Origin of the sequence: Streptomyces sp. NPDC020898, from assembly GCF_044333925.1 — a bacterium.
Lineage (GTDB): Bacteria > Actinomycetota > Actinomycetes > Streptomycetales > Streptomycetaceae > Streptomyces.
The window spans coordinates 220,037-244,883 of the sequence record NZ_JBIRRV010000010.1; the positions used below are offsets into that span (position 1 = coordinate 220,037).

23 protein-coding genes are annotated in these 24,847 nt (G+C 69.7%); 9 read left to right on the top strand and 14 right to left on the bottom strand.

Going from position 1 to position 24,847, the window contains the following annotated elements:
• The first annotated feature begins 15 nt into the window (after nt 1–15).
• The 4 genes from ACH4TV_RS29575 to ACH4TV_RS29590 are packed head-to-tail and all read left to right on the top strand — an operon-like array spanning nt 16 to nt 4,649.
• Nucleotides 16–1,695 carry a GH3 auxin-responsive promoter family protein gene (locus ACH4TV_RS29575; RefSeq protein ID WP_398403332.1) on the top strand — a complete coding sequence of 560 codons (1,680 nt, stop codon included), beginning with the start codon at nt 16–18 and terminating at the stop codon, nt 1,693–1,695.
• Nucleotides 1,692–2,585, top strand: a complete 894-nt coding sequence (locus tag ACH4TV_RS29580) for an alpha/beta hydrolase (RefSeq protein WP_398403334.1) — start codon at nt 1,692–1,694, stop codon at nt 2,583–2,585. The genes ACH4TV_RS29575 and ACH4TV_RS29580 overlap by 4 nt, the downstream gene beginning before the upstream one ends.
• On the top strand, nt 2,575–3,798 hold the full coding sequence (locus ACH4TV_RS29585) for a mandelate racemase/muconate lactonizing enzyme family protein (RefSeq protein WP_398403336.1): 1,224 nt from the start codon (nt 2,575–2,577) through the stop codon (nt 3,796–3,798). Before ACH4TV_RS29580 ends, ACH4TV_RS29585 begins: the two co-directional genes overlap by 11 nt.
• Nucleotides 3,795–4,649: an FAH family protein gene (locus ACH4TV_RS29590; protein WP_398403338.1), complete on the top strand. Its 855-nt coding sequence runs from the start codon at nt 3,795–3,797 to the stop codon at nt 4,647–4,649. Before ACH4TV_RS29585 ends, ACH4TV_RS29590 begins: the two co-directional genes overlap by 4 nt.
• 28 nt (nt 4,650–4,677) lie before the next feature.
• Here the strand turns inward: ACH4TV_RS29590 and mnmA are convergent, their stop codons facing one another.
• Nucleotides 4,678–5,802 carry a tRNA 2-thiouridine(34) synthase MnmA gene (gene mnmA, locus ACH4TV_RS29595; protein WP_398403340.1) on the bottom strand — a complete coding sequence of 375 codons (1,125 nt, stop codon included), beginning with the start codon at nt 5,800–5,802 and terminating at the stop codon, nt 4,678–4,680.
• Between the two features lie 60 nt (nt 5,803–5,862).
• Here mnmA and ACH4TV_RS29600 point away from each other — a divergent pair, with 60 nt between their 5' ends.
• The 3 genes from ACH4TV_RS29600 (at nt 5,863) to ACH4TV_RS29610 (ending at nt 10,336) form a co-directional block, all read left to right on the top strand.
• Complete coding sequence (locus ACH4TV_RS29600; protein ID WP_398403342.1) at nt 5,863–6,603, top strand: N-acetylmuramoyl-L-alanine amidase; 741 nt, start codon at nt 5,863–5,865, stop codon at nt 6,601–6,603.
• Nucleotides 6,604–7,018: 415 nt separating this feature from the next.
• The gene (locus tag ACH4TV_RS29605; RefSeq protein ID WP_398403344.1) at nt 7,019–8,587 is read left to right on the top strand and encodes a multicopper oxidase family protein; all 1,569 of its coding nucleotides are present in this window, start codon (nt 7,019–7,021) and stop codon (nt 8,585–8,587) included.
• Between the two features lie 171 nt (nt 8,588–8,758).
• Nucleotides 8,759–10,336: an alpha/beta fold hydrolase gene (locus tag ACH4TV_RS29610; RefSeq protein ID WP_398403346.1), complete on the top strand. Its 1,578-nt coding sequence runs from the start codon at nt 8,759–8,761 to the stop codon at nt 10,334–10,336.
• Nucleotides 10,337–10,442: 106 nt separating this feature from the next.
• Here the strand turns inward: ACH4TV_RS29610 and ACH4TV_RS29615 are convergent, their stop codons facing one another.
• The 3 genes from ACH4TV_RS29615 to ACH4TV_RS29625 form a co-directional block, all read right to left on the bottom strand.
• Nucleotides 10,443–11,606, bottom strand: coding sequence for a cysteine desulfurase family protein (locus ACH4TV_RS29615; protein WP_398403348.1), 1,164 nt, complete (start codon nt 11,604–11,606; stop codon nt 10,443–10,445).
• Between the two features lie 71 nt (nt 11,607–11,677).
• On the bottom strand, nt 11,678–11,953 hold the full coding sequence (locus tag ACH4TV_RS29620; protein ID WP_398403350.1) for a DUF4190 domain-containing protein: 276 nt from the start codon (nt 11,951–11,953) through the stop codon (nt 11,678–11,680).
• A 5-nt stretch (nt 11,954–11,958) separates the two neighbouring features.
• Nucleotides 11,959–12,111, bottom strand: a complete 153-nt coding sequence (locus ACH4TV_RS29625; RefSeq protein WP_398403351.1) for a hypothetical protein — start codon at nt 12,109–12,111, stop codon at nt 11,959–11,961.
• A gap of 146 nt (nt 12,112–12,257) precedes the next feature.
• On the opposite strand from ACH4TV_RS29625, the gene ACH4TV_RS29630 reads away from it, so the two are divergent.
• On the top strand, nt 12,258–12,884 hold the full coding sequence (locus ACH4TV_RS29630) for a TetR family transcriptional regulator (RefSeq protein ID WP_398403353.1): 627 nt from the start codon (nt 12,258–12,260) through the stop codon (nt 12,882–12,884).
• 98 nt (nt 12,885–12,982) lie between these two features.
• Here the strand turns inward: ACH4TV_RS29630 and ACH4TV_RS29635 are convergent, their stop codons facing one another.
• Complete coding sequence (locus tag ACH4TV_RS29635) at nt 12,983–13,324, bottom strand: hypothetical protein (RefSeq protein ID WP_398403355.1); 342 nt, start codon at nt 13,322–13,324, stop codon at nt 12,983–12,985.
• A 204-nt stretch (nt 13,325–13,528) separates the two neighbouring features.
• The gene (locus ACH4TV_RS29640) at nt 13,529–14,389 is read right to left on the bottom strand and encodes a thioesterase family protein (protein ID WP_398403357.1); all 861 of its coding nucleotides are present in this window, start codon (nt 14,387–14,389) and stop codon (nt 13,529–13,531) included.
• A gap of 135 nt (nt 14,390–14,524) precedes the next feature.
• Here ACH4TV_RS29640 and ACH4TV_RS29645 point away from each other — a divergent pair, with 135 nt between their 5' ends.
• Nucleotides 14,525–15,793 carry an alpha/beta hydrolase gene (locus tag ACH4TV_RS29645; RefSeq protein ID WP_398403359.1) on the top strand — a complete coding sequence of 423 codons (1,269 nt, stop codon included), beginning with the start codon at nt 14,525–14,527 and terminating at the stop codon, nt 15,791–15,793.
• Here ACH4TV_RS29645 and ACH4TV_RS29650 read toward each other — a convergent pair.
• From ACH4TV_RS29650 to ACH4TV_RS29685, 8 genes are all read right to left on the bottom strand, one after another.
• Nucleotides 15,687–16,361 (bottom strand): trimeric intracellular cation channel family protein, encoded by a 675-nt coding sequence (locus ACH4TV_RS29650; protein WP_398403361.1) that lies wholly within the window; start codon nt 16,359–16,361, stop codon nt 15,687–15,689. The two genes, ACH4TV_RS29645 and ACH4TV_RS29650, sit on opposite strands and share 107 nt — an antisense overlap.
• A gap of 22 nt (nt 16,362–16,383) precedes the next feature.
• A complete protein-coding gene (locus ACH4TV_RS29655) occupies nt 16,384–17,589 on the bottom strand; it encodes an ABC transporter ATP-binding protein (protein ID WP_398403363.1) in 1,206 nt (401 codons plus the stop codon).
• On the bottom strand, nt 17,586–18,677 hold the full coding sequence (locus tag ACH4TV_RS29660; protein WP_398403365.1) for an ABC transporter ATP-binding protein: 1,092 nt from the start codon (nt 18,675–18,677) through the stop codon (nt 17,586–17,588). Before ACH4TV_RS29660 ends, ACH4TV_RS29655 begins: the two co-directional genes overlap by 4 nt.
• Nucleotides 18,674–19,681 (bottom strand): ABC transporter permease, encoded by a 1,008-nt coding sequence (locus ACH4TV_RS29665; RefSeq protein WP_398403367.1) that lies wholly within the window; start codon nt 19,679–19,681, stop codon nt 18,674–18,676. Before ACH4TV_RS29665 ends, ACH4TV_RS29660 begins: the two co-directional genes overlap by 4 nt.
• Nucleotides 19,682–19,748: 67 nt before the next feature.
• The gene (locus tag ACH4TV_RS29670; protein WP_398403369.1) at nt 19,749–21,518 is read right to left on the bottom strand and encodes an ABC transporter substrate-binding protein; all 1,770 of its coding nucleotides are present in this window, start codon (nt 21,516–21,518) and stop codon (nt 19,749–19,751) included.
• 35 nt (nt 21,519–21,553) lie between these two features.
• Complete coding sequence (locus ACH4TV_RS29675) at nt 21,554–22,552, bottom strand: ABC transporter permease (RefSeq protein WP_398403371.1); 999 nt, start codon at nt 22,550–22,552, stop codon at nt 21,554–21,556.
• A 457-nt stretch (nt 22,553–23,009) separates the two neighbouring features.
• Nucleotides 23,010–23,822 (bottom strand): enhanced serine sensitivity protein SseB C-terminal domain-containing protein, encoded by an 813-nt coding sequence (locus tag ACH4TV_RS29680; RefSeq protein WP_398403570.1) that lies wholly within the window; start codon nt 23,820–23,822, stop codon nt 23,010–23,012.
• A gap of 183 nt (nt 23,823–24,005) precedes the next feature.
• Nucleotides 24,006–24,806 carry an enhanced serine sensitivity protein SseB gene (locus ACH4TV_RS29685; RefSeq protein WP_398403373.1) on the bottom strand — a complete coding sequence of 267 codons (801 nt, stop codon included), beginning with the start codon at nt 24,804–24,806 and terminating at the stop codon, nt 24,006–24,008.
• Nucleotides 24,807–24,847 lie beyond the last annotated feature (41 nt).

The window sequence follows — 24,847 nt, forward strand, 5'->3', positions numbered from 1 at the left end:
GGAGAAGCTGAAGCCGTGGGCGGTTCGTACTGGCAAGAGCACTGGAACACGCGTCGCGTCCTCTTCCAGGAGGAGTGCCGGCGGGCCCGGGCGGCGCTGTCGGCCGACCTCGGGGACCCGGCGGCCACCCAGCGGCGGGTCCTCGCGGACGTCGTCGAAGTGTGCCGGGACTCCCTGCACTGGAAGGAGCGCGGCTACGACACGGTCGCCCCCGACGACAAGAGTTTCCGGGACACCCTCCCGGTGCGGCGCTACGACGACTTCGCGGCCGAGATCGACCGCGAGACCCGGACCAAGGGCGGCGTCCTGTCGTGCAGCCCGGTCCTGCGCTGGCTGAAGACGAGCGGCACGACCGGGGCGCCGAAGCGCGTCCCGTACACCCTGCACTGGCTGCTGACCTACCGGGTCCCGGCGATGCAGGCCATGTGGGGAACGTACCTGGACCTCCACCCGGCGCTCCTCGACCACCCCTACGCCACCCTGGACACCCAGACCGTCCACGAGAACGTCGACGACTTCCTGTACGGCGTCCAGTACCAGGCGATCAGCAACCGGCATCCGCGGATCAACAGCCGTGACTGGAACCCGCCCTGGTCGGCGGCGCCCTGGTTCGGTGTGGAGGCGCCCACCTCGCACGGGGGCCGGATGTACCACCGCATCCGCCATTTCGTGGGCCGGCGGCTGGAGTTCGTGTCGGCGATCAACCCGAGCACGCTGATCTCGCTGCGTGACCTGATCGCCGAGTACGGCCCGGACCTGGTACGCGATCTGGCCGCCGGCACGCTGGAGGGCCGGCCCTACGGCGACCCCGACCCCGAAGCCGCCGCGCACCTCCAATCGGTCCTGGACCGGGGCGAGTTCACCCTCAAGGACGTATGGCCCTCGCTCGGCGCCTACAGCTGCTGGCTGTCCTCCTCCGCCGGTCTCTACCGGTCGAAACTGGACGCCGTACTGCCCGGGGTGCGCGCGATGCCGTTCATGAGCTGCGGTACGGAGGGGGTCACCACCCTTCCCGTCGACCACTCCCTGGACAGCCAACCGCTCGCGGTCAACCAGGCGTTCTTCGAGTTCGTACCGGCGGAGGTGGAGCTGGGGAAGCTCCTGGACGCGGGTGAGCGGGTCGACACGCTGCTGTTCGACGAGGTCGAGGCGGGCCGCGACTACCACCTGATCATGACGCAGGCCAACGGTCTCTACCGGCTGTGGAGCGGCGACATCTACCGCGTCGACCGGGTCACCGACGGCGTCCCCTGGATCCACTTCGTGCACCGCGACGGTGTCTTCCACTCCTTCACCGGCGAGAAGATCACCGAGGCCCAGGTCACCCAGGCGATAGAACAGGCGCTGGCCGCGTACGGCCTGGAGGGCGGCCTCTATCTCTGCGGGCCCCGCTGGGCGGAGCCCCCGCACTACATCGTGGTCGGTGAAGTCCCGCTCCCCAGCCCCGAGTTGGACCACCGGCTGTCCGACGCGGTGGACCGCGCGCTCGCCACCATCAACATCGAGTACGCGAGCAAGCGCACCAGCGGACGCCTCGGCCCGCTGGAGTTCCACACCGTCGGCCACGACACCATCGCCGCCCACACCGAGTCCCGGCGCCAGCGCGGCAACGCCACCCAGTACAAGTACAGCCCCTTCCAGAAGGACACCGATTTCGTCGCCGACCTGGTCGGCGGGGCGGGAGTACCCCGGTGATCGAGACCAAGAGACCGCCGCAGAACGTGCGCCGCGAGATCATCACGCTCTCCGGCGGGGGCGACGACGACACCGACCTGGCGCTGCACCTCTGGCGTCCGCGCGGGGAGACCAAGGGCGCGGTCTTCTACTTCCACGGCCTCCAGAGTCACGCGGGCTGGCTGTGGGAGGTGGGGCCGCAGTTCGCCGACAACGACATCGCCTTCTTCGTGCTCGACCGGCGCGGCAGCGGCATCAGCGGCGGCGAACGCCAGGACGTGCCGGACGTCGACACGATCATCGCGGACTATGTCACCGCGATCACGCACACCCGCGAACTGATCGGCGACGACGTCCCGTTGACCCTGTTCGGGCACTGCCTGGGCGGCTCCTTCCTGGCCGCCCTCCTCCACCACCCCGACTTCACCGTGCGCTACGACGCCACCGTCTTCTGCTCGACCTGGCTGGGCCGCCTGCACGCGGTGCTCGGCGAGGAGGAGCAGGCGGCACTGGCCGCCGAGACGAGCACGGAGCCGTGGGACGCCGGCCTGAAGTCGGCGGACTTCACCGACGACCCCCGCTACCAGCGGTTCATCGACCACGACGACCTGGCCGCCCGCACCCTCACCCGCCGCTCACGAGCGGTCCTGCTGGCCCTGGAACGCCTCTACCTGAACCCGGCCCGCCCCCGACTGCCGGACGTACCGGCCGCGTTCGTGTCCGGGCTGACCGACCCCATCGTCGACCTCGACGCGACCCGCACGGTCTTCCAGGAGCTGTTCTCCGACGGCGGCCTGGCCGTCCAGTTCCCCACCGACCGGCACTACCTCTTCTACACGGACGTCAGCCGCACCCTGGTCGACTGGACCTCCACGCACACCCTGCTCCAGGGGCTGGACCGTGGGGTCTGAGGCGCGGCTGTACCGGGTGGCGCTGCCGATGCGCATCGGCTTCGACCACCCGGCGGCCCGCCGCCGCACCAGCGACAGCCTGGTCCTGCGCCTGACCATCGACGACGCGACCGGCATCGGGGAGTGTGCCCCCCGCTCGTACGTCACCGGCGAGACGACCGACACCGTGACGGAGGCGCTCCAACACGTCCCGCTGCACGCGCTGTTCGGACGCCTGCGGACGACACCACCGGCGGACCTCGCGGCCCAACTCCGCACCGACGGCTTCGAGTCGACGTTCCCCGAGCTCTTCGCCCACACCCTGGGGACAGCCCCCGGCACCAACCTGGTGTGCCTGCTGGAGACGGCCGTACTGGACCTGCTGTGCCGTCAGTTGTCTGTCTCCGTAGGCGAGTTGGTGGCACCCGGCATCCCCGTACTCCCCTCCCTTCCCGTCTCCCAGGTGCTGGATCTGAGCATCGGCGTCGAGGAGTTCCTCGACACGCGCGGGCCCTTCCACTTCGTGAAGGTGAAGGCGTCCGACGACATCGAGCGGGATGTCCGCACAGTGGGCGCGATCAGGCACCGGCTCGGTGCGGACGTGCCGGTGATGGTGGACGCCAACATGAGCTGGGCGCCCGAGACGGCCGTGCCGTACGCGCGCCGGCTGCGCGAGGCCGGCGTGGACCTCGTCGAGGAACCGCTCCCCCGTCGCTCCTGGGCCGATCTCCGGGCCCTGCGCCGTGCGACCGGCGTCCGCGTCCTGCTCGACGAGTCGGTGTGCACGGCGGCGGACGCGCGGGCGGCGGTGGCCGCCGAGGCGTGCGACGCGGTGAACGTCCGGGTGTCGAAGAACGGCGGCCTGCTGGCCTCCGCCCGCCTCATCGAGTACGCCCGCTCCCAGGGCCTCGGCTTCCAGATCGGCGTCCAGGTCGCCGAGACCGGTCCGCTGATCAACGCGAGCCGGGCCCTGGCCCTGCGCAGCCCGGACGCCCTGACCGTCGAGGCCGGCCAGTCCGACCGCTTCTTCGCCGACACCGACGCGATCGTCTCGCCACGCCCGCTGGTGGACCGCGTCACCAACACGATCGCCCCCGTCGAGGGCCCTGGATTCGGCCTGGTCCTGACGGAACAGGCGGCCCGCTGGACCGCCCTGACCTGGACCGACCACGGATGGCAGCCGCCCGGCGCTGTCCCCGCCCCGCGCCCCGAGCTTGAGGAGAGCACCCGATGACGGCCCTGTTCGAATGTGTGTACAACAGTGAGCGGTACATCGGGCACGGCGCCCCCGAGGACACCGTCCTCGCCCTCTTCCCCCTCGCCGGCACCGACCCGCGCGCCGCGATCCTGGCAGCCGACGGCGACACCCCGGCCCTGCTGGCCGCGCTGACCGACGGCCGCGAGCCGGTGACCGCGGCCGTGACGGACGTACGCTTCCGGCCCCCACTGCTGCCCGATTCGGTCGGGGACGCGCTGGTCAGCGGGTTCATGGCCACCCACAACGTGAAGGCGGACTCCGGGGCGCCGGCTCAGCCCAACTGGTTCTTCAAGGGGCTCGGCGACGTCCTGAAGATCTCCGGCGAGCCGCTGCGCGTGCCGCAGGACGCGATCGCGGTGACCGAGGAGGCGGAGGTCGTCCTCGTGTACGTCGGGGACGCGGACGGCGCTCCGCGGTACGCCGGGTACACCTTCGGCAACGACCTCACCGACATCGGCCGGTTCAAGCGGCACGCGGGGCATCTGTCGTACGCGAAGCTGTGCGACGCGGGCGTGGCGCCGTACCTCTTCCTGGGCACTCCGCCGCAGCAGGTCACCGGGCAGGTCACCATCGAGCGGGACGGGGAGGCCGCCTGGCAGGGGCCGTTCAGCACCGGGGTGAAGGCCCTGCACTACGGGCTGCGGGACATGACGGCCGGGCTCTTCGCGAACGCGTCACTGCTGCACCCCGGCCGGGTGCACTACGTGTACCTCGGCGCGGACCGCAGCAGCTTCCATCACGGCTTCACGACGGCCGACCGCGACCGCGTGACGATCGAGTTCGCCACGCACGATGTGACGATGTCCCATCCCCTGCACTGGGGATGAGGACACCGGGCAGCCCGTGTCCGCCGGCTCAGGCCACGCCCGCCGTGGCCCGGGTCGTCGTGGCGATCGTCGCCGAGCCGACGACGCGCGTGCCGTCGTAGAGGACGATCGCCTGGCCCGGCGCCACCCCGCGTACGGGCTCGGTGAACGTGACCTCCAGGGTGCCGTCGATCAGCTCGGCGGTGGCCTCGGTCTCGCCGCCGTGGGCGCGCAGCTGGGCGGTGTAGGTGCCGGGGCCGGTGGGGGCCGCTCCGCACCAGCGGGGCTTGATCGCGGTGAGGGCGTTCACGTCGAGGGCCGCGACCGGGCCGACCGTCACGGTGTTGTTCACCGGGGAGATGTCCAGGACGTAGCGCGGCTTGCCGTCAGCGGCCGGGGTGCCGATGCGGAGCCCCTTGCGCTGGCCGATGGTGAAGCCGTACGCGCCCTCGTGGCTGCCGATCTTCGTGCCGGACTCGTCGACGATGTCGCCCTCGGCGCGGCCCAGGCGGTTCGCCAGGAAGCCCTGGGTGTCGCCGTCGGCGATGAAGCAGATGTCGTGCGAGTCGGGCTTCTTGGCGACGGCGAGACCGCGCCGCTCGGCCTCCGCGCGGATCTCGTCCTTCGTCGTGAGGGTGTCGCCGAGGGGGAACATGGCGTGCGCGAGCTGGCGGTCGTCGAGGACTCCGAGGACGTACGACTGGTCCTTGGCCATGTCCGAGGCGCGGTGCAGCTCGCGCGTGCCGTCCTCAAGGACGATCACCTGCGCGTAGTGGCCCGTGCAGACCGCGTCGAAGCCGAGGGCGAGGGCCTTGTCGAGGAGCGCGGCGAACTTGATCTTCTCGTTGCAGCGCAGGCACGGGTTCGGGGTGCGCCCCGCCTCGTACTCGGCGACGAAGTCGTCCACCACGTCCTCGCGGAAGCGCTCGGCGAGGTCCCACACGTAGAAGGGGATGCCGATGACGTCGGCCGCGCGGCGGGCGTCGCGGGAGTCCTCGATGGTGCAACATCCACGCGCGCCCGTGCGGAACGATTGCGGGTTCGCGGACAGGGCGAGATGGACGCCCGTCACGTCATGGCCGGCTTCCGCCGCCCGGGCGGCGGCTACGGCGGAGTCCACGCCGCCGGACATGGCGGCCAGTACGCGAAGGGGTCGCTGCGAGGTGTGAGTCATAACCCTTCAAGAGTACGGGGCGCCGGGAACCGGGGCGCGCGAGTATCCGTTGACGCTCGTATGGAGGAACTACAGGCTCGGCAGGACACCGGCCGCGGCCTTTCGCAGGACGGGCAGGACGCGCAGAACGGTCACCGGCGGGCTCCGAAGGACGGCGACCGGCGTATCGGCCGGCGCTCCCTGCTCATCGGCGGGGCGGTGGCCGCCGTCGCCACGGGTGTGCTCGCGCGGGACGAACTGGGGCGGCTGTGGTGGCGGGTGCCCGGGATGGCGAAGCCGCGCAAGGACGGCGAGGTCGACTACGCGGGGGCGCGCTGGGTGGCGGCCTCCTCGGCGAACTGGCGGCTGGCGGACCGGCCTGACGACTACGGCGTGGACCGGGTGATCATCCATGTCACGCAGGGCAGTTTCGACAGTGCGGTGAAGGTCTTCCAGAACCCGGCGCACGGAGCCGCGGCGCACTACATAGTCCGCAAGGACGGGCACGTCACGCAGATGATCCGCGAGCTGGACGTGGCGTTCCACGCGGGCAACCGGGAGTACAACGAGCGGAGCGTCGGCATCGAGCACGAGGGCTTCGTGGACAAGCCCGAGGACTTCACGGACGCGATGTACGCGGCCTCGGCCCGCCTGACGGCGAGGGTCTGCGCGCGGTACGGCATACCCGTCGACCGGGAGCACATCATGGGCCACGTGGAGGTGCCGGGCACGGACCACACCGATCCGGGGACGGGCTGGGACTGGGACCGGTATCTGCGGCTGGTGCGGGAGGCAGCGGGCGCCGCCACGACCGAGGCCTGAGCGCTCCGCTGGAAGTGCCGCGAGGGGCCGTCGGTCCGCTGCGGCACCGTCGTGGCTGGTCGCGCCCCGCGGCGGAGCCGCAGATCGACACAGCCCCGCGCCCCTTGCAGGGCGCTGCCGAACCGCAGCCGATTTCGCCCGACCTGCTCAGCGGCGAAACTGACAACCGCCTGACGGCTCCCGCACTTTCCAGGCGGTGTGACACAGGTCACTCGCACTCGATTTCGCGAACACCTCCGCACCTTCGGCTGCCCGATGTGTCCCGGACCCCGATCTTGACCTGCGGTACGCCAACTCAGCTCTCCCCACAGGGAGTTGATGCCCGTGACCACACACGGTGTTTCCACAGCCGCCCCGGCTCGCTCCTAACTTCGCCTCAGTCCTCACACAGCCCTCGGATCAAAGCTCCCGTGCCATGGCACACACCACAGATCCTTCTTCGGGCGCGGACCAGCAGGGCAGGGGCGCTCACGCGAAACGCGACCGGGGCGACAAGGGCGAGCACACCAGGACCGGGGGCCGGGGCGGCAAGGGCCTGCACCGGCGGAAGTTCCTCGGCGGACTGGCGGGGGTCGGGCTGGCCTCCGTGGGGGCGGCCGGGGCGACCTTCGCCCTGCTGACCGACGGCAACGCCTTCAAGGCCGCCGCGGCCGACACCGCCCTGAACATCCCGGACCTGCTGGAGGGCACCACCGCCGACGGCACCACCACGTTCGCCCTGACCGCGCAGACTGGGACGAACGAGGTGCTCAGCGGCGTCACCAGTCAGACGGCCGGCTACAACGGGTCGTACCTCGGCCCGACCATGAAGTGGACCAAGGGCAGCACCGTCCTGCTGAACATCACCAACAACCTGGGCGACGAGACCAGCGTCCACTTCCACGGTGCCCACATCCCTCCCGACATGGACGGCGGTCCGCAGAACTCCTTCGCCGACGGCGAGACCTGGTCGCCCACCTTCGAGATCAAGGACGAGGCCAAGACCCTCTGGTACCACCCGCACGCCCTGGGCACCACCGCCGAGCAGGTCGTCCGCGGCCTGGTCGGGCTGATCATCGTCGAGGACGATTCGGACGCCTCGGCCGCGCTGCCGAGCGAGTACGGCGTCGACGACATCCCGCTCGTCCTGCAGTGCCTGTCCGCCGACGCCAGTGGTGACGTCAAGTACAACCTCACCGGCTATCTCAGCGCCGGCAACAGCTACCCGGTGCTGTGCAACGGCACCAACGTCGACGCGACCACCCTGGGCTTCACCGCCACCAAGAAGCGCACCCGCTTCCGCGTCCTGAACGCCTCCCCCTCCGACATCCTGACCGTGCAGCGCGGCGACGGCGGCACCCTCACTCAGATCGCCACCGACCAGGGCTACCTCGCCGAGGCCGCGGAGGTGACCTCCATCCGGCTGGTGGCGGGCGGCCGCGCCGAGTTCGTCCTCGACCTCGACGCCGCGGTCACGCTGCAGACGGTGGTCACGACCGGCTGGGTCCGCGGCGGCAGCGGCACGTACGACTTCCTGACCGTCACGCCGGACGCCTCCGACACCCCGGCCGACCTGCCGAGCACGCTCAACACCATCACCCGGTACGACACGTCGGCCTTCGCCGCCCGCACGATCACCCTGGGGCAGAGCGGGCTGCTGATGAACATCAACGGCGCCGTGGGCACCACCATGGACGCGATGGCGACGATCATGACCACGCTCGACGCCGAGGAGGTCTGGACGATCTCCAACCTCACGCAGCTGGAACACTCCTTCCATCTGCACGACGTGCCGTTCCAGTTGATCGAGATCAACGGTGAGGCACCCACGGGCACCGACCTGGGCTGGTTCGACACCTACGAGGTGGTCGGCGGCGGCTCCATCAAGATCGCGATGAAGTTCACCGACTTCGCCGACGACACGTACATGTACATGCTCCACTGCCATCTGCTCCAGCACGAGGACGAGGGCATGATGGCCGCCCTCATGGTGATGGACAGTTAGGCCCTGCCCGACACTCCCTGCGACAGCTGCCGCCGGCGGTGGAAGCACCGGCGGCAGCATCAGCAGATCACTTACGGACCGTCAGTTTCCTTGGCCTGCCGGGCTGTTGGGTTCATGCTGTGATCCATTCCGTGATCCATCCATGAACTCCCGTGCCCCGGAGGACCATCCGTGTCATCCCCCACACCCAGACGCATGCTGGCGGCCGTCGGAGTGGCGGCCACCGCACTCCTCGCCCAGTTACTGACCGGGACTGCGACCGCGGCCACCACCCCCAGCACCCCCACCCCCACGACCCCCATAGCCTGGGAACCCTGCGAATCCCCGTACGGCGAGGGCGACTTCGAGTGCGGTACCCTCACGGTCCCCGTGAACTGGCAGCACCCGGACGGCACGACCGTCGACCTGGCCCTCGCCCGGCACCGGGCCACCGACCCCGACCGCCGGATCGGCTCGCTGCTGCTCAACCCGGGCGGCCCCGGCCAGTCCGGTGTGGACCTCGCGTTCAGCGCGCCGTCCTCCTTCTCCCCCGAACTCGCCGCCCGTTTCGACTTCGTGGGCTTCGACCCGCGCGGTATCGCCCGCAGCGCCGAGATGCACTGCGCCGGGGACAAGGTGACGGCCCGGCGGGCCGCGCTGGGCCCGACCGACGAAGCCTCGTTCCAGACCCTCCGCCAGGCCAACCGCGCCCTCGCCGACAGCTGCCGCGAGGTGTCGGGACCGCTCGCCGACCACATGGACACCCAGAGCGTCGCGCGGGACATGGACGCGATCCGCTCGGGCCTCGGCGAGCGGCAGATCAGCTACTGGGGCGGCTCGTACGGCACGTTGATCGGCCAGCAGTACGCCGAACAGTTCCCGCACCGGGTCCGGGCGATGGTGCTGGACTCGAACATGGACCACAGCCTGGGCGCGTGGGGCATCCTCAAGAGCCGCACCGAGACCCTGGAGGCCTCGTTCGGCCTGTTCGCCGACTGGTGCGAGCGTACGCCGAGCTGCCTGCTGTACGGCAAGGACGTGCGCGCCCTCTACGAGTCGTACTACCGGGCGGCCGAGGAGGGCCGCCTCGTCTACACCCTCTCCAACCGCCCCTTCCCCGCCTCGTCGCTCCGGGGCACCACCTACAGCTACATGTACGACCCCGACGACTGGTCCTCGTTCGCCCTCGTCCTGTCGTACCTGAGCATCGTGCCCGCGCCGCCCGCACAGACGGCGACGGAGACCGCGGTGACGGCGGCGGCCGACCCGGTGGCGTTCACGTACGACCCGGTCCTGTGCCAGGACTTCGACCTGGACGTTCCCTCGTACGCGACGATGGCCCGGTACGAGACGGAGCTGGCGCGCATCGCCCCGCTCACCCGGGTCGCCTCGCTGAGCTGGTCGTACATGACCACCTGCCAGAACTGGACGGACCGGGTGGCCAACCCGCAGCACCCGCTCCGGGTGGACGGCACCCCGCCGATCCTGGTGACCAACAGCCGGTACGACGTGGCGACACCCCACGCCTGGGCGGCGAACGCGACCCGCCAGATGGGCCGCGAGGCACGCCTGCTGACGTACGACGGAGTCGGCCACATCACCTACTGGCGCAGCCCCTGCATGCGCGCGGCGACAGACACCTACCTCACCACCCTGACAACACCCCCGAAGAACACCCACTGCCCAGCAATCTGGCCGGGCAGCAGCCAGGCGGCAGCAAACCAACTGACACCAGGCGCAGGCCTCGTGAACCCGATGCCGCACCTGTAAACCCGGTCGCACACCCGCGCCCCCTTTTTAGGGGCGCGGGGAACTGCGCGACAAGCCCCCACCGGGCCCGCGGCAAAAGAACCGCCAACCCCGCGGAGCGCTCAGCTCAACTCAGGCCCGCCGCCCGAGCCCGCTCAACGGCAGGGCCAATCCCCTTCGCCACCGCCTCCACGTCCGCCTGCGTGGAGGTGTGGCCGAAGGAGAAGCGGAGCGTGCCGCGAGCCAGGTCGGGGGCCGTACCGCAGGCCAGGAGGACATGGCTGGGCTGGGCCACCCCGGCCGTACAGGCGGACCCCGTCGAGCACTCGATGCCCTGCGCGTCCAGGAGCAGCAACAGGGAGTCGCCCTCGCAGCCGGGGAAGGTGAAGTGGGCGTTGGCGGGCAGCCGGTCCACCGGGTCGCCGCCGAGGATGGCGTCCGGCACCACCCGGCGTACCTCCTCCACCAGGGAGTCGCGCAGGGCGCCGATCTCGTTCGCGAACCACTCCTGCTGCTCGGCGGCGATCCGGCCGGCCACCGCGAAGGAGGCGACGGCGGGCACGTCGAGGGTCCCGGACCGCACGTGCCGCTCCTGACCGCCACCGTGCAGCACGGGTACGGGGCTGTACTCACGGCCGAGCAGCAGCGCGCCGATCCCGTACGGGCCGCCGATCTTGTGGCCGGAGACGGTCATCGCGGCGAGCCCGGAGTCGGCGAAGGAGACGGGCACCTGGCCGAAGGCCTGCACGGCGTCGGCGTGCAACGGCACGCCGAACTCCCTTGCCACCTCGGCGAGTTCACGGACCGGAAAGACCGTACCGATCTCGTTGTTGGCCCACATGACGGTGGCCAGGGCGACATCGTCGGGGTTACGGGCGATGGCCTCGCGCAGGGCGTCGGGGTGGACCCGGCCGTACGAGTCGACCGGGAGGTACTCGACGGTGGCGCCCTCGTGCTCACCGAGCCAGTGCACGGCGTCGAGCACGGCGTGGTGCTCGACGGGGCTGGCGAGGACGCGGGTGCGGGCCGGGTCGGCGTCGCGGCGGGACCAGTACAGGCCCTTGACGGCGAGGTTGTCGGCCTCGGTGCCGCCGGAGGTGAAGACGATCTCGCTGGGGCGGGCGCCGAGCGACTCGGCGAGCGTCTCGCGGGCCTCCTCGACCGTACGCCTGGCTCTCCGGCCGGCCGCGTGGAGTGAGGAGGCGTTTCCGGTGACGCCGAGCTGCGCGGTCATTGCCTCGACCGCCTCAGGAAGCATCGGGGTGGTCGCGGCGTGGTCGAGGTATGCCATGGTGACGTGATTCTACGGCGCCCCGGTGACGGGGCCGGGGCCGCGTAGGGCTTGGCGCGGACACCGACGGATCAGAAGCTCCACGACACGGTCTGGTCCAGCTGCATCAGGGTGACGAGCACGACCAGGTCGGCCACGCCGAGGCCGAGGCCCAGCAGTGCCCGGCCGCGCCGCTTCGTACCGCGCCAGAGGGCGACGATCGCCAGCGTGATGGCGACCGGGCCGAGGAGGAGGTTGAGGACCAGCAGGCCGAGCAGGCCGAGGATGAAGGACGCGACGGCCATGCCGTCGGCCTCGCGGGGAACGGTGCGCTCGGTACGGCCGGTGGCCGATGCGGTGAGTTGCATGGTGATCAGCTCCGACGGGCGTGGCGCTCACGGAGCGCGAAGATGCCGAGCCAGAGGGCGATACCGGCGGCGGCGAGGACGGTGAACGAGACCGGGACGTGGGCGACGGTGCCCAGCACCATGCCCAGCAGCAGAAGGACGGCCACGAGGAAGAACATGGGGGGAGATCCCTTTCGTTACAGCTCTTCGGTACAGCTCTCGTTACATTTCAGTGAACGCTTGTAGTTACAGTTGTTCACTGACTCTTGAGTCTAGCGCGCTTCCCGGCTTTTCAATTACAGAGAACAGTTGTTAACTGCATGGCATGAGTCACACTCTCGGCATCCGCCAGGCCCAGAAGCAGAAGACCCGCCAGGCACTCCTGGACGCGGCGCTCGGCCTGTTGGAGGACCAGAGCCTGAGCAGCCTGGGGCTGCGGGAGGTCACCCGCGCCGTCGGTGTCGCCCCGACCGCGTTCTACCGCCACTTCCGCTCCACGGCCGACCTGGGGGTCGCCCTCGTCGAGGAGGCACTCGGCAGCCTGCACCCGATGATCGCCACGACGGTGTCCGGGGGCGGCGACAGCGAGGACCGCATAGTCCGCGCGGTCGATCTGATCGCCCGTCACGTCCAGGCGCAGCCCGCCCACGTCCGCTTCATCGCCCGCGAGCGGCACGGCGGGGTCCAGCCGGTCCGCGACGCCATCCGGGACCAACTCGCCCGGTTCGCCGAGGAGGTACGGGACGCGCTGGCCGAACAGCCCGAGTCCGAGGGGTGGGGCGAGGAGGACCTGCTGATGCTCGCGGGCCTGTACGTCGACCAGATGCTGGTGACCGCCTCCCAGTTCATGGAGACGCTGGACGCCACCGAGGCGGAGCGCGAGCGGGTGGCCCATCTGGCGACCCGCCGGATGCGACTGATCGTCATCGGCCGCCGCAACTGGCTGGGCTGACCCGCGCGGAGCGTCCCCGGAACGTACGTGGGCGGCGCGCCCGTCCGTCGAGCGCGCCGCCCATGTCGTACCCGCGAGGCTCCCGGGCCCCGCCGCTGTCAGCCCTGCTGCTGAGCCTGCTGGCCCTGCTGACCGCCGGGGCCGCCACCACAGCCACCGCCCTGGCCACCACCGCCGGGACCGCCGGACGGCATGCCCGAGGGAGCACCGGACGGGGCCGCGCCGGTCGGCTGACCCGATGGGGCCCCCGAGGGCGCACCGGACGGAGCGCCGCTCGGCGCGCCCGAGGGAGCACCGGACGGAGCCTGGCAACTCTGGCCTGAGGTACCGGAGTTGCCGCTGTTCGAGGACGACGACGAGTCACCGGAACCGCAGGCGGTGAGCATCAGCGGCGACAGCGCCAGCAGGGCCACGGCAGGGACGAGACGCACACGCTTCATGAGAAACAACTCCAGGAAAGATGAGAGAGCTTCGAGGCGGGCATCGAATCAACGGCGCCTTGCGCTTCCTTGGGCCCGCGCTGTCCCTTGCCTGTGCGTGCGGCAAAGCGCGCCTCAAGGCACCTCTCTGACCTGGACTTTCTCTTCGGCAATCACATTACCCACTGGTACAGCCCCGTGACAGAAGCCGCACCCGGGGGCAGGTCAGCCGAGCCGTACGCTCGCCAACTGCCGCGACTGGGCGACGAGTCGGTCCGCGCTGTCCCAGACCTCGGCGTCCTCCTCCAGGAAGCCGCCGGCCAGGTTGCGGGTCGTGATGCAGACCCGCAGCGGGCCCGGCGCCGGGCGGCAGCGCACATGCACGGTCAGCTCGACCGTCGGGACCCAGCCGGACAGGCCGATCTCGAAGGCGGTCGGGGGCAGCGCGTCGACGGCGAGGAGCAGCGAGAGCGGGTCGGCGTCACGACCGTCGGCGAGTCCGAACCAGGCCCGCATCTCCCCCTTGCCGGAGGGCGAGCCGAGCGCCCACCCGAGGGTGGCGGGGTCGAGTTTGAGCATCAGCCGGTCGGTGATGGCAGAACTACCGGGGATCGGGGCTGGTGCGTCCTGGGACCCGAAGCACTGCTCGACGGGCGGCATCGCGGGCGGCTTCGCCGTCGTACGGACGTCGTCGGGGAGGGCGCCCAGGTCGCCGTAGGAGGCGAGGACGCGGATCCGCTCGACCTCCTGGCCCTCGTCGTCGTACTGGAAGAGCGAGGCCGTGCCGGTCGACAGGGTGCGGCCGGTGCGGACCACGTCCGTGCGGACGACGGCCGGGCCGGGGCGGGACGCGGTCAGATAGTGCGCGGAGATGCTGAAGGGGTCGCCGTGCGGGAGGGCGTCCGCGAGGGCGCGGCCCAGAACGGCCAGCAGATAGCCGCCGTTGACGGCGTTGATGATCGTCCAGCCGGCGGAGAGATCGATGTCGTAGACACCGGGCGCACGCCGGGTGACGGCGGTGTCGCGGTCGAACTCGCTGTCGCCGATGCTGGCTCGCACGGCCTGGACGGAAGCTGCTTCTCGCATGCGTGAACGGTACAACAGAAAAATACTAAGCGGTAGCTTTTATGGTGACGCGCACTTGGTAAGTGACCGGAATGTCTTGGGTAAGGGTTTGTCCGCGTCCGTGACCGACGCGGCCGGATTCCCCTCCTCGGAGACATGAGCCTCACCGGTACGCCGTTCCTCCTCACGACGATCGCGCTCGCCGCCGTCGCCGTACTGCTGCCCCTGGCCGTCTGGTCCCGGGTGCGCGGGCCCGCCCTCGTGCGCGGCGCGGCCCGGCTGCTGATGGTGCTGTTCGCCCAGGCCACAGCGATCACGCTGGTCTTCCTGCTGGTGAACAACTCCAACAACCTGTACGACAACTGGGGCGACCTGCTCGGCACGGGCGACCACGTCCAGGCCGCCGCCGACCTCGGCCCGGACGGCACCGGCGGTATCTCGCTGCGCAACCTGCCGAAGGTGCGGCAGACGTTCCGCGAGGCCGACGGACCCGGCATGCACGCGGCCGGCGGCGTCCAGGTCACCGACCTCAAGGGCCAGGTCTCGGGCGTCGACGCCGAGGTCTACGTATGGCTGCCCCCGCAGTACCACCAGGCCGCCTACCGGCACCGCAGGTTCCCGGTCGTCGAGCTGCTGCCGGGCTATCCGGGCTCGCCGAAGTCCTGGTTCGGTTCGCTGCACACGCCCGCGCAGCTGCTCCCGTTGATGAGAAGCGGCCGGATCGCCCCCTTCATCCTGGTGTCGCCGCGCACCACCCTCATCGCCGACGCGGACACGGGCTGCGCCAACATTCCCGGCCGGGTCAACGCGGACAGCTGGCTCAGTATCGACGTACCGAAAATGGTCACGGACAACTTCCGCGCCGAGAGCGGGCCGGGCGGCTGGGCGGTGGCCGGGTACTCGGCGGGGGCGCACTGCGCGGCAAAGCTCGCGGTCGCGCACCCCGACCGCTACCGGGCCGCGGTGTCCATGTCCGGCTACAACGACCCGATCAGCGAGCCCCTCTCGCTGGCCGCGCAGACCCCGCGCCTGCGGGCCGCGGACAACCCGTACCTGATCCTCCGGCACGACCGCACCCCGCCCGCGGTCGCGCTCTACGTCTCCGGCGAGTCCGGCGACGGCTACGAGGCCGGCATGGCCCTCCAGAAGGTGGCGAAGTCGCCGACAGCCGTGGACGTGGTCTACCTGCCGCGCAGTGCGGGCGGCCACAACATGGCGCTGTGGCGGCCCCAGATCACCACGGTGTTCCGCTGGCTCACCCAGCAGTTCGACGCGGGCGGCCAGAAGGCGGGCGGCACGACGAACACCACGGGCTCCCCTAGGTCTGCGCGGCCTCTTCCTCACGAGCCGTCGACCGCCGGTGCCACGCGCGCGGCGCTCGCCAGTGGAACCGCATCGCGAGCAGTCGCAGGACGAAGGCCGTGACGACCGCGAGCCCACTGGTGAACGGGGTGAGCGCGTCGTAGCGGATGCAGAGAACGACCAGCGCGGAACCGACGATCGCCGGGACCGCGTACAGGTCCCGGTCCCAACGCAGCAGCGAGGGAACCTCGTTGGCGAGGACGTCACGCAGCACTCCGCCGCCCACGGCGGTCGCGAGACCGAGGGCGGCGGAGGCGGTGAGGCCGAGGCCGTGGTCGTACGCCTTGACCGTGCCCGTGACACAGAACAGCCCGAGCCCCGCCGCGTCGAACACGTTGACGCCCGCCTGGATGCGCTCCACCTCCGGGTGGAGGAAGAAGACGAGCAGGGCGGCGAGCAGTGGCGTCAGGAAGTACCCGAGATCCGTGAACGCGGCCGGCGGCACGGCCCCGATGACCAGATCCCGCAGCAGCCCTCCGCCCAGCGCGGTGACCTCGGCGAGAACGGCGATCCCGAAGACGTCGAAGTTCTTGCGTACGGCGAGCAGGGCACCCGAGATCGCGAAGACGAAGATGCCGACTAGATCGAGGGTGTGCTGGACGGAGGGGCTGAAGAGCTGCTGGATGTCCATGACTTCGCCAACTCGCCATGCCCTACTTGTCCGTCGACTTCTCCGACTTCTCCGACTTCTCCGGCTCCGGGGCGTCGGACGGAGTGGTGTCGGTGGACTTCTCCTCGGTGGGCTCCGTCGCCGCCGGTGTCACCAGCTCCACCGCCTCCCGGGCCGCCGACAGCAGCACGGTGTCCTGCGGGGCCTGGTCCTCGGCGTTCTCCGGGTGGTGGCAGGCGACCTGCTGACCGACCTTCAGCTCCAGGAGCGGCGGCTCGGTCGTCCGGCAGATCTCCGTCGCCTTCCAGCACCGGGTGTGGAAACGGCAGCCGCTCGGCGGGGCGATCGGCGACGGGACGTCGCCCTTGAGGAGGATGCGCTCGCTCTTGGCACCCCGGCGCCGGGGATCCGGTACCGGGACCGCCGACATCAGGGCCTTGGTGTACGGGTGCATCGGCGCCTCGTACAGGGACGACCGGTCGGCGAGTTCGACGATCTTGCCGAGGTACATCACCGCGATCCGGTCCGAGACATGGCGTACGACGGACAGGTCGTGCGCGATGATCACGTACGTCAGGCCGAGTTCCTTCTGGAGGTCGTCCATCAGGTTCACGACCTGGGCCTGGATCGACACGTCCAGCGCGGACACCGGCTCGTCGGCCACGACCAGCTTCGGCTTCAGGGCGAGCGCGCGGGCGATGCCGATGCGCTGGCGCTGGCCGCCGGAGAACTCGTGCGGGTAGCGGTTGAAGTGCTCGGGGCTCAGGCCCACCAGCTCCAGGAGCCGCTGGACCTCCTTCTTCACCCCGCCCTCCGGCTCCACGCCCTGGAGCCGGAAGGGCGCCGAGACGATCGAGCCGATGGTGTGACGCGGGTTCAGGGAGCCGTACGGGTCCTGGAAGATCATCTGGATGTCCCGCCGCAGCGGACGCATCCCGGCCGACTTCAGCCGGGTGATGTCCTGGCCCTCGAAGTGGATCGAACCGGCGGTCGGGTCCTGGAGCCGGGTGATGACCCGCCCCATGGTCGACTTGCCGCAGCCCGACTCACCGACCACGCCCAGGGTCTCGCCCTTGCGCACCTCGAAGTCGATGCCGTCGACGGCTTTGACCGCGCCGACCTGACGCTGCAGGATCCCCTTCTTGATGGGGAAGTGCTTGGTCAGCCCCTCGACCTTGAGCAGCACCTCACGCTCGTCGGAGGAAGCCGCCGTACCGGTCGCTGCCTCAGGTTTCTTCGAATCGCTCACAGCTTCGGCGCAATCTCTTCGGTCCAGATCCGCGTACGGTCCTCCTGCGAGAGGTGGCAGGCGGAGAAGTGCCCGCCGTCGACCTGTTGCAGCTCCGGGCGCACGGTACGGGTGACGTCGCCCTTGGGGATGTCCGCGTACGGGCAGCGCGGGTGGAAGGCGCAGCCCGAGGGGACGTTGATGAGGCTCGGCGGCTGACCCTTGACGGGGATGAGCCGGTCCGAGGTCTCCCGGTCGATGCGCGGCATCGAGCCGAGCAGACCCCAGGTGTACGGGTGCTGCGGCTGCTCGAAGATCTCGTAGACCGGGCCGCGCTCCACGCACCGGCCGCCGTACATCACGAGGACCTCGTCGGCGATCTCGGCGACCACGCCGAGGTCGTGCGTGATGAGGACGACCGCGGACCCGAACTCCTTCTGGAGGTCCCGGATCAGGTCGAGGATCTGCGCCTGGACGGTCACGTCGAGGGCGGTCGTCGGCTCGTCCGCGATGAGCAGCTCGGGGTTGTTGACCAGCGCCATCGCGATCATCGCGCGCTGGCGCATACCGCCGGAGAACTCGTGCGGGTAGCTGTCGGCACGCTTGGCGGGCTCCGGGATGCCGACACGGTCGAGCATCTCGATCGCGCGCTTGCGCGCGACCTTCTTGCTGACGTCGTGGTGGACGCGGTACGCCTCCACGATCTGGTTGCCGACCGTGTAGTACGGGTGCATCGCGGACAGCGGATCCTGGAAGATCATCGCCATCTCGCGGCCCCGCAGCTTGCGCACCTCGTCCGGGTCGGCGCCGACGAGTTCCTTGCCGTCGAGCCAGATCTCGCCGGACATCCGGACGTTCTTGCCGCGGGCACCGAGCCGGTGCAGGCCCATGATCGCCAGCGAGGTGACGGACTTGCCGGAGCCGGACTCGCCCACGATGGAGAGGGTCTTGCCCTTCTCCAGCTGGAAGCTGAGTCCGTCGACGGACTTGACCAGACCGTCGTCGGTCGGGAAGTGCACCTTGAGGTCACGGACTTCGAGGAAGGCACTGGGCGCGTTCGAGGGCGAGGGTTCGCCCACCGCGGCGCCGGTCTTGGACAGTTCGGTCACGAGAGCCTCACCCGAGGGTCGGCGGCCGCGTAGAGCAGGTCCACCAGAAGATTTGCGACAACGACGAAGAGGGCGGCGAGCAGGGTGACGCCGAGGATCGGGGGCAGGTCGTTGTCCTTGATGCCCTGCACCGCGTACTCGCCGACGCCGTGCAGCGAGAACACCGTCTCGGTGATCAGCGCACCGCCGAGCAGCAGGCCCAGGTCCATGCCGAACACGGTGATGATCGGCGTCAGCGCGGCCCGCAGACCGTGCCGGACGACGACCTTGCGCTCCCGCAGGCCCTTGGCGCGGGCCGTGCGGATGAAGTCCTCGTTCATCGTCTCCAGCATCCCCGAGCGGGTGAGCCGCGCGTAGATGGCGGAGTAGAGAAGGGCGAGCGAACACCACGCCGGGAAGAGCGTGTTGGCCCACTGCGCCGGGTTCTCGGTGAACGGCACATACGTGCGGCCGAAGATCGGCCACTGGTAGGTGAAGAGCAGCAGGGCCAGGTTGCCCGTGAAGAACATGGGGAGCGAGACACCGGCGAGGGCGACGCCCATGAAGGACCGGTCGAAGACCGAGCCCGGCTTGAGCGCGGAGATCACACCGACCGTCACACCGGACACCAGCCACAGTACGGCGGCACCGGCGGCCAGCGAGATCGTCACCGGCAGACGGGAGGTGAGCTGCGGCCAGACCTCGACGTGGGTCTTGAAGGAGTAGCCGAAGCACGGCGCGCTGCAGTGTGTCGTGGTGGGCCCCAGGTCATAGGTGGCACCGGACACGATCCCCTTGATGAAGTGCCAGTACTGGAGGTAAAGGGGGTCGTCCAGACCGAGGTTTCGCTTCACCGCGGCGATGTCCGCCGCCGTCGGGCTCTTCCCGATGTACTGCTGGGCCAGCTGGTCGGCGCTCTGGCCGGCGAGCCGTGGCAGCAGGAAGAAGATGGCGAAGGTGACCGCGGTGACGACCAGCAGCAGGATCACTGCCGCGAACGTCCGACGGAGAATGTACGAGATCACGGGGACCGGCCTGGTGCCCGCGGGCTGCGAAGCCCGCGGGCACCAATGCCTTCACCTGCCTTCCGGGCTACTTCTTGGTCGTGCCGATGTTGAGGTAGTCGTACTGACCGCTGAACGCCGCCGTCGACACCAGGTTGGTGAAGTTGGCCGGGCGGTACAGCAGGACCTTGAAGTAGGTCAGCGGGACGAGGGCAGCCTCGTCCATCGTCTTCTTGTCGATCTCGGTGTACATGGCGTCGCGCGCGGCCTTGTCCTCCGTGCCGATCGCCTTCTCCAGCAGCTCGTTGACTTCCTTGTTGTCGAACTGCGAGAGGTTGGTGTTGCCCGAGGCGCCGATGGCGTCACCGTGCAGGATCTGCTGCAGGAAGCCGTAGCCGGACGGCCAGTCGGAACCCCACTGCATCATCATCAGACCGACGTTGTTGTCCGCGTCCCACTTCGGGACACCCGCGTAGTCGGTGAAGTACTTGCCCGCCGGGAACTGCTTCATCGTGGCGTTGATGCCGGCGGCCTTCAGCGAGTTGATGATCGCGGTGGCCGCGTCGATCTCCGCCGGACGGTCGCTGCGCGCGGTGATGCTGGTGTTGATCGTGGTCTGACCGCAGGCCTTCAGGTGCTCCTTGGCCTTGGCCGGGTCGCCCTTGTTGCCGTCGGTGGCGTAGATGTCGGCCTTCTCGTAGCCCGGGATGTCGGGCGGAAGGACGGTCGTGGCGATGTCACCGCGGATCGGGCCGCCCTGGGCGGTCTGCACCGAGGTCTTGTCGATGGCGTACTCGACGGCCTTGCGGCACTCGACGTTGTCGAACGGCTTCAGCTTGGTGTTGATCGCCATGTAGACGAGACGGCCACCGTAGGTGTTGTCGGTGCTGGCCTTCTTCTCGGGGTCGCTGACGACATCGGCCTGGGTCGCGGCCTGGACACCCGTACCACCCAGGTCGATCACGTTGCCGGCCTGGACGTCCTGGTCGATGGTCTCCGGGTTGACCTTCAGGTTGACCACGATCTTGTCCGGGTACTGCTTGCGCAGCGGGTCGGTGCTCGCGTCCCAGTTCTTGTTGCGGACGAGGACGGCCTGCTTGCCCTCGTCGTAGCTCTGGAACTGGTAAGAGCCCGAGGACACGATGCTCTTGACGTAGTCGATGCCCTTGTCCTTGGACTGGGGCACCGGCGCCGTCTGCGGCGTCGCGACCAGGTAGTCGAACTCCTGGAAGGCGCGGTTGAGCTTGAAGACGACCGTGGTGTCGTCCGGCGTCTGGATGGACGCCAGGCCCTCGGCGCTCTTGTCCTTGTACGGGCCCTTGTACTTGTCGCCGCCGTCGAGGAACTGCTGGAAGTAGTTCGGGCCGAGGGAGAGCACGTCACGCGCGAAGTTGGAGCGCTCGACGGCGTACTTGACGTCCTTCGAGGTGATCGCCGTGCCGTCCTGGTACTTCAGCCCCGCACGGAGCTTGTACGTCCAGGTCTTGCCGCCGTCGCTCGGCACGCCCGCGCTCGCGGCGAGGTCGGGGACGAGCTCGTTGCCCTTGTCGCCCGCGGCGGGCTTGAAGGTCATCAGCGGGCGGGCGTACAGCCGGCTGAAGTTGTACATGTACGCGTAGTACGTGTTGCCGGGGTCGAAGGAGTCCGGCACGTCGGAGTACGCGTAGGTGACCGTGCCGCCCTTCTGCGTGGAGGCGTTGACGACATCCTTGGTCGCTGCGTCGGCTCCAGCCGCCTTGGTGTTGTCCGGGGAATCGTCTTCGGCTTTGCTGCAGCCTGCGAGCAGCAGGCTCACAGTTCCGATTGCCGCAACCGCGGCCAGCCCTGACCTTCGCATGATGGTCTGCTTCTCCTCCATTGTTGGAAACGTGCTGAACTCCCGCCGCGACCGCATCAGCGGCTGCGCGGGTCGAGAGCGTCTCGGAGACCGTCGCCGAGCAGGTTGAACGCCAGGACGGTCACGAAGATGGCAAGACCGGGCACGATCATGAACTGCGGGTCGACCTTGTAGAAGTCGACCGCATCGTTGAGCATTCCGCCCCAGGACGCCTGCGGGGGCTGGATACCGACGCCGAGGAAGCTCAGCGACGCCTCGAAGATGATGTTGGTCGGGATGAGCAGCGTCGAGTAGACGATGATCGGGCCGACCAGGTTCGGCAGCAGCTCCCTGAAGAGGATGTACGGCCCCTTGGCCCCCATCCCCCGGGAGGCGTCCACGAACTCGCGCTCGCGCAGGGCGAGCGTCTGGCCCCGGACGATGCGTCCCAGGTACGGCCAGTTGAAGAAGCCGATGACGAAGATCAGCACGCTGATGTGGAGGGGCAGCCCCTCCAGGCCGAACGCGCCGCCCTGGAGGGTGGCGGAGATGGCGATGGCGAACAGCAGGAGGGGGAAGGCCAGGAAGGTGTCCATCAGCCGGCTGATGACCGCGTCGACCCGGCCGCCGTAGTACCCGGCGACGACGCCGAGGATCGTGCCGATCACGTTGGACAGGATCGTGGCGCCGAACGCGACGACCAGCGAGACCCAGGAGCCCTCCAGGATGCGGGTGGCGATGTCACGCCCGAACTTCGGCTCGACACCGAGCGGGTGGTCCCAGCTCATGCCGCCGAAGTCACCCTTGGGGAGGGATGTGTTGGGGTCGATCAGGTCCTGGTTGAACGCGTTGGGGTCGAGGCCGAACAGTGCCTGGATGGGCCGGGAGAGGATCGCGAGCAGTATCAGCAGGATGACGACGACCCCGCCGGCCACCGCCACCTTGTCCTTCTTGAACCGGGTCCAGGCGATCTGCCCAAGGGAACGGCCCTCGATCTGCCCCTTACCGACACCGGCGAGCACAGCCTCCGGCTGTGCCTCGGCTGCCGCTGCGGTGGTCTCGATCGGTGCGGTCACAGTGACCCGACCCCTCTCGCCGGTGGTGACCGGCCTACGCCTGCCGCTGTCTGCGGCTTGATTCACTTGCTGACCGGGTACCGGCCGCAGATGGTGCGGCCCGTGGACACGGCTGTCCTGCTGAGCTGTTGTCGCTGAGCTGTTCCTGCTGACTCCCGCTGACGATCCGTGCTGATGAGTCGACTTAGCCATGCACTGCCGACTGAACGGATCGATGACCCCATCGTCTGACAGGCGAGTCTTCAGTGATTCAGCGATCACGTGGAAGGTCTGTCGGCGAAAGTATGCGCAACCGTGATGCTGTCCTGGGGAATCCGTTATCCGAACAGCGGGTAACGGCTCTCGGACGCGGGGCAGTTGGGACACAAGGGACACGAGGTGATAATAGCGACTATCCGCCGCGATCTACGCGCGAAGACAGCGGCTCGCCGATTCGACCGTCTGTGTGAAACTGCGGTCAGTAACGACCCCGCGCCGGCGGATACCCGTATCCCGCCGCCGGAGCCTGGTGCGTCTGGGGCGGAGCGGCGATCGCGTGGGCCTCACGGTCGTAGAACGGGCGGGCGTTCGCGCGCAGCCACATCACGACCGGGTCCTGCTCGTCCGACATCGCGACCGTCGACACCGGCAGCCCGTCCGGCACCGCACCGATCGACTGCTGCATCATCGCGCGCACCGAGTCGACGGCCGGCGGCGAGGTGTCGTACACGTCGAGCCCGATGGCGAGATACGGCGCCCCGAGCGCCGGCTGCACCCAGGCGCGGCGCAGGGAACGGACCGCCTGGGTGCGGTGGGCGTTCTGCGAGAGCAGGGCGTAGAACTGCGGGATCTCGATGCCGGGTTCGGCGAGGCGCAGGGGTCCGGCGGGCTGTCGCTCCAGGCCCGTCGCGATCCGGCGCAGGTCGAGCCAGGGAATGCCGACGCCGCCGCCCGGGGAGTGCGGGTTGAGCCAGAGGCCGTACTGGTCCGGGTAGAGGGTGCGGGCCACGTCGAGGCCGTCGACCACCTCGTACGACCTGTTCCAGCCGCTGACCGACAGCTCCTGGGCCGAGGTCACACAGGGCGCGTAGCCGTACCCCTCGACCTGCATGTTTCCGTACTGCGCGTCGGGGGAGCCGGCCTGGCCGTGCCAGAGGAGCATCCAGATCTGGCCGGAGGACGGGGTCGCGAGGGCACGCAGGAGCGCCTCGTAGGCGTCGTAACGCCCGGGCGTCACCTGGCGCAGCATGTGCTCGACCTGACCGGCCGCGGCCGTGCCCGACGCGCTCACCATTACCGCCCCTTCGTAACCCTGACCTTGTTGTGCGTTCTAGCTTAGGTGCTCCGCGGGGTAAGCCGTTGAGAGCTCGGGGCTCGCTGTCGGCTGTCGGCCGCGGGTGCGTTGTGGCTTGTCGCGCAGTTCCCCGCGCCCCTGGGGGTTGCCCCTGCGGGGCTGCCCCCCGGGGCGAGTTCATCAGTAGCCGTGTTGGTAGAAGGGGCGGACTCGGTCTCTCAGCCAGTCTGTTACCGGGTCCTTTGCCGCGTCCAGGAAGACGAGGTTGACCGGCCAGCCGGGGTCTGCTCTGCCGAGGGCCCTGGCCAGGGCGTCCATCGGGATGGTGCGGGCGACCGGGTCCCAGGGGGAGAGTTCGACGCCCACGAACATGAGGGGGGCCGAGGTCTCGATGGTCGCCAGGCAGCGACGGGCCGTCAGTACGACGCCGGTGCCGGCGAACTCCGCCGACGCGGCGGTGAGGAAGTCGACGGGGTCCTCCTGCCAGTGGGGTTCGTAGAGGCGGACCCGGCCGCCGCCGGCGCCGTCGAGGACGGTGCGGCCGGAGCGGCAGAGTTCGGCCACGGCCGGCGGGGGCAGCGGGACGCCGACCAGGCCGTCCGGGTTCACGGCGATGCCGACCTGGGGCGGCAGTCCGCGGGCGAACTCGACGGCGGGCGCCACGGTGTACGGCACATGGGGGCCGACGACCTGCCGGTACTGCTCCTCGGAGCTGAAGACCGGTACGTACGCCTGGCCCTCGATGTCGAGCGTGGGCAGGTCGAGGGGCCCGGTGTGCGGGCCCCCGCCGGACGGGAGGGGGACCCAGACGAAGCTGCGGCCCAGGACCTCGACGATGCGTGCGCCCGCGCCGGGGACGCCGAGGGACGCCGAGAGCACCTCCTCCAGCTCGTTGCCGGGCCAGCCGCCGTGGGAACGGGGATGCGCCGGTGCGGGGAAACCCCCGGAAAAGTCCGGGGGGATGTCCGCCGGGATGTCCATCTGCCTACCGCCTGCTGTGAACCGCTGCCATGACTCCTCTT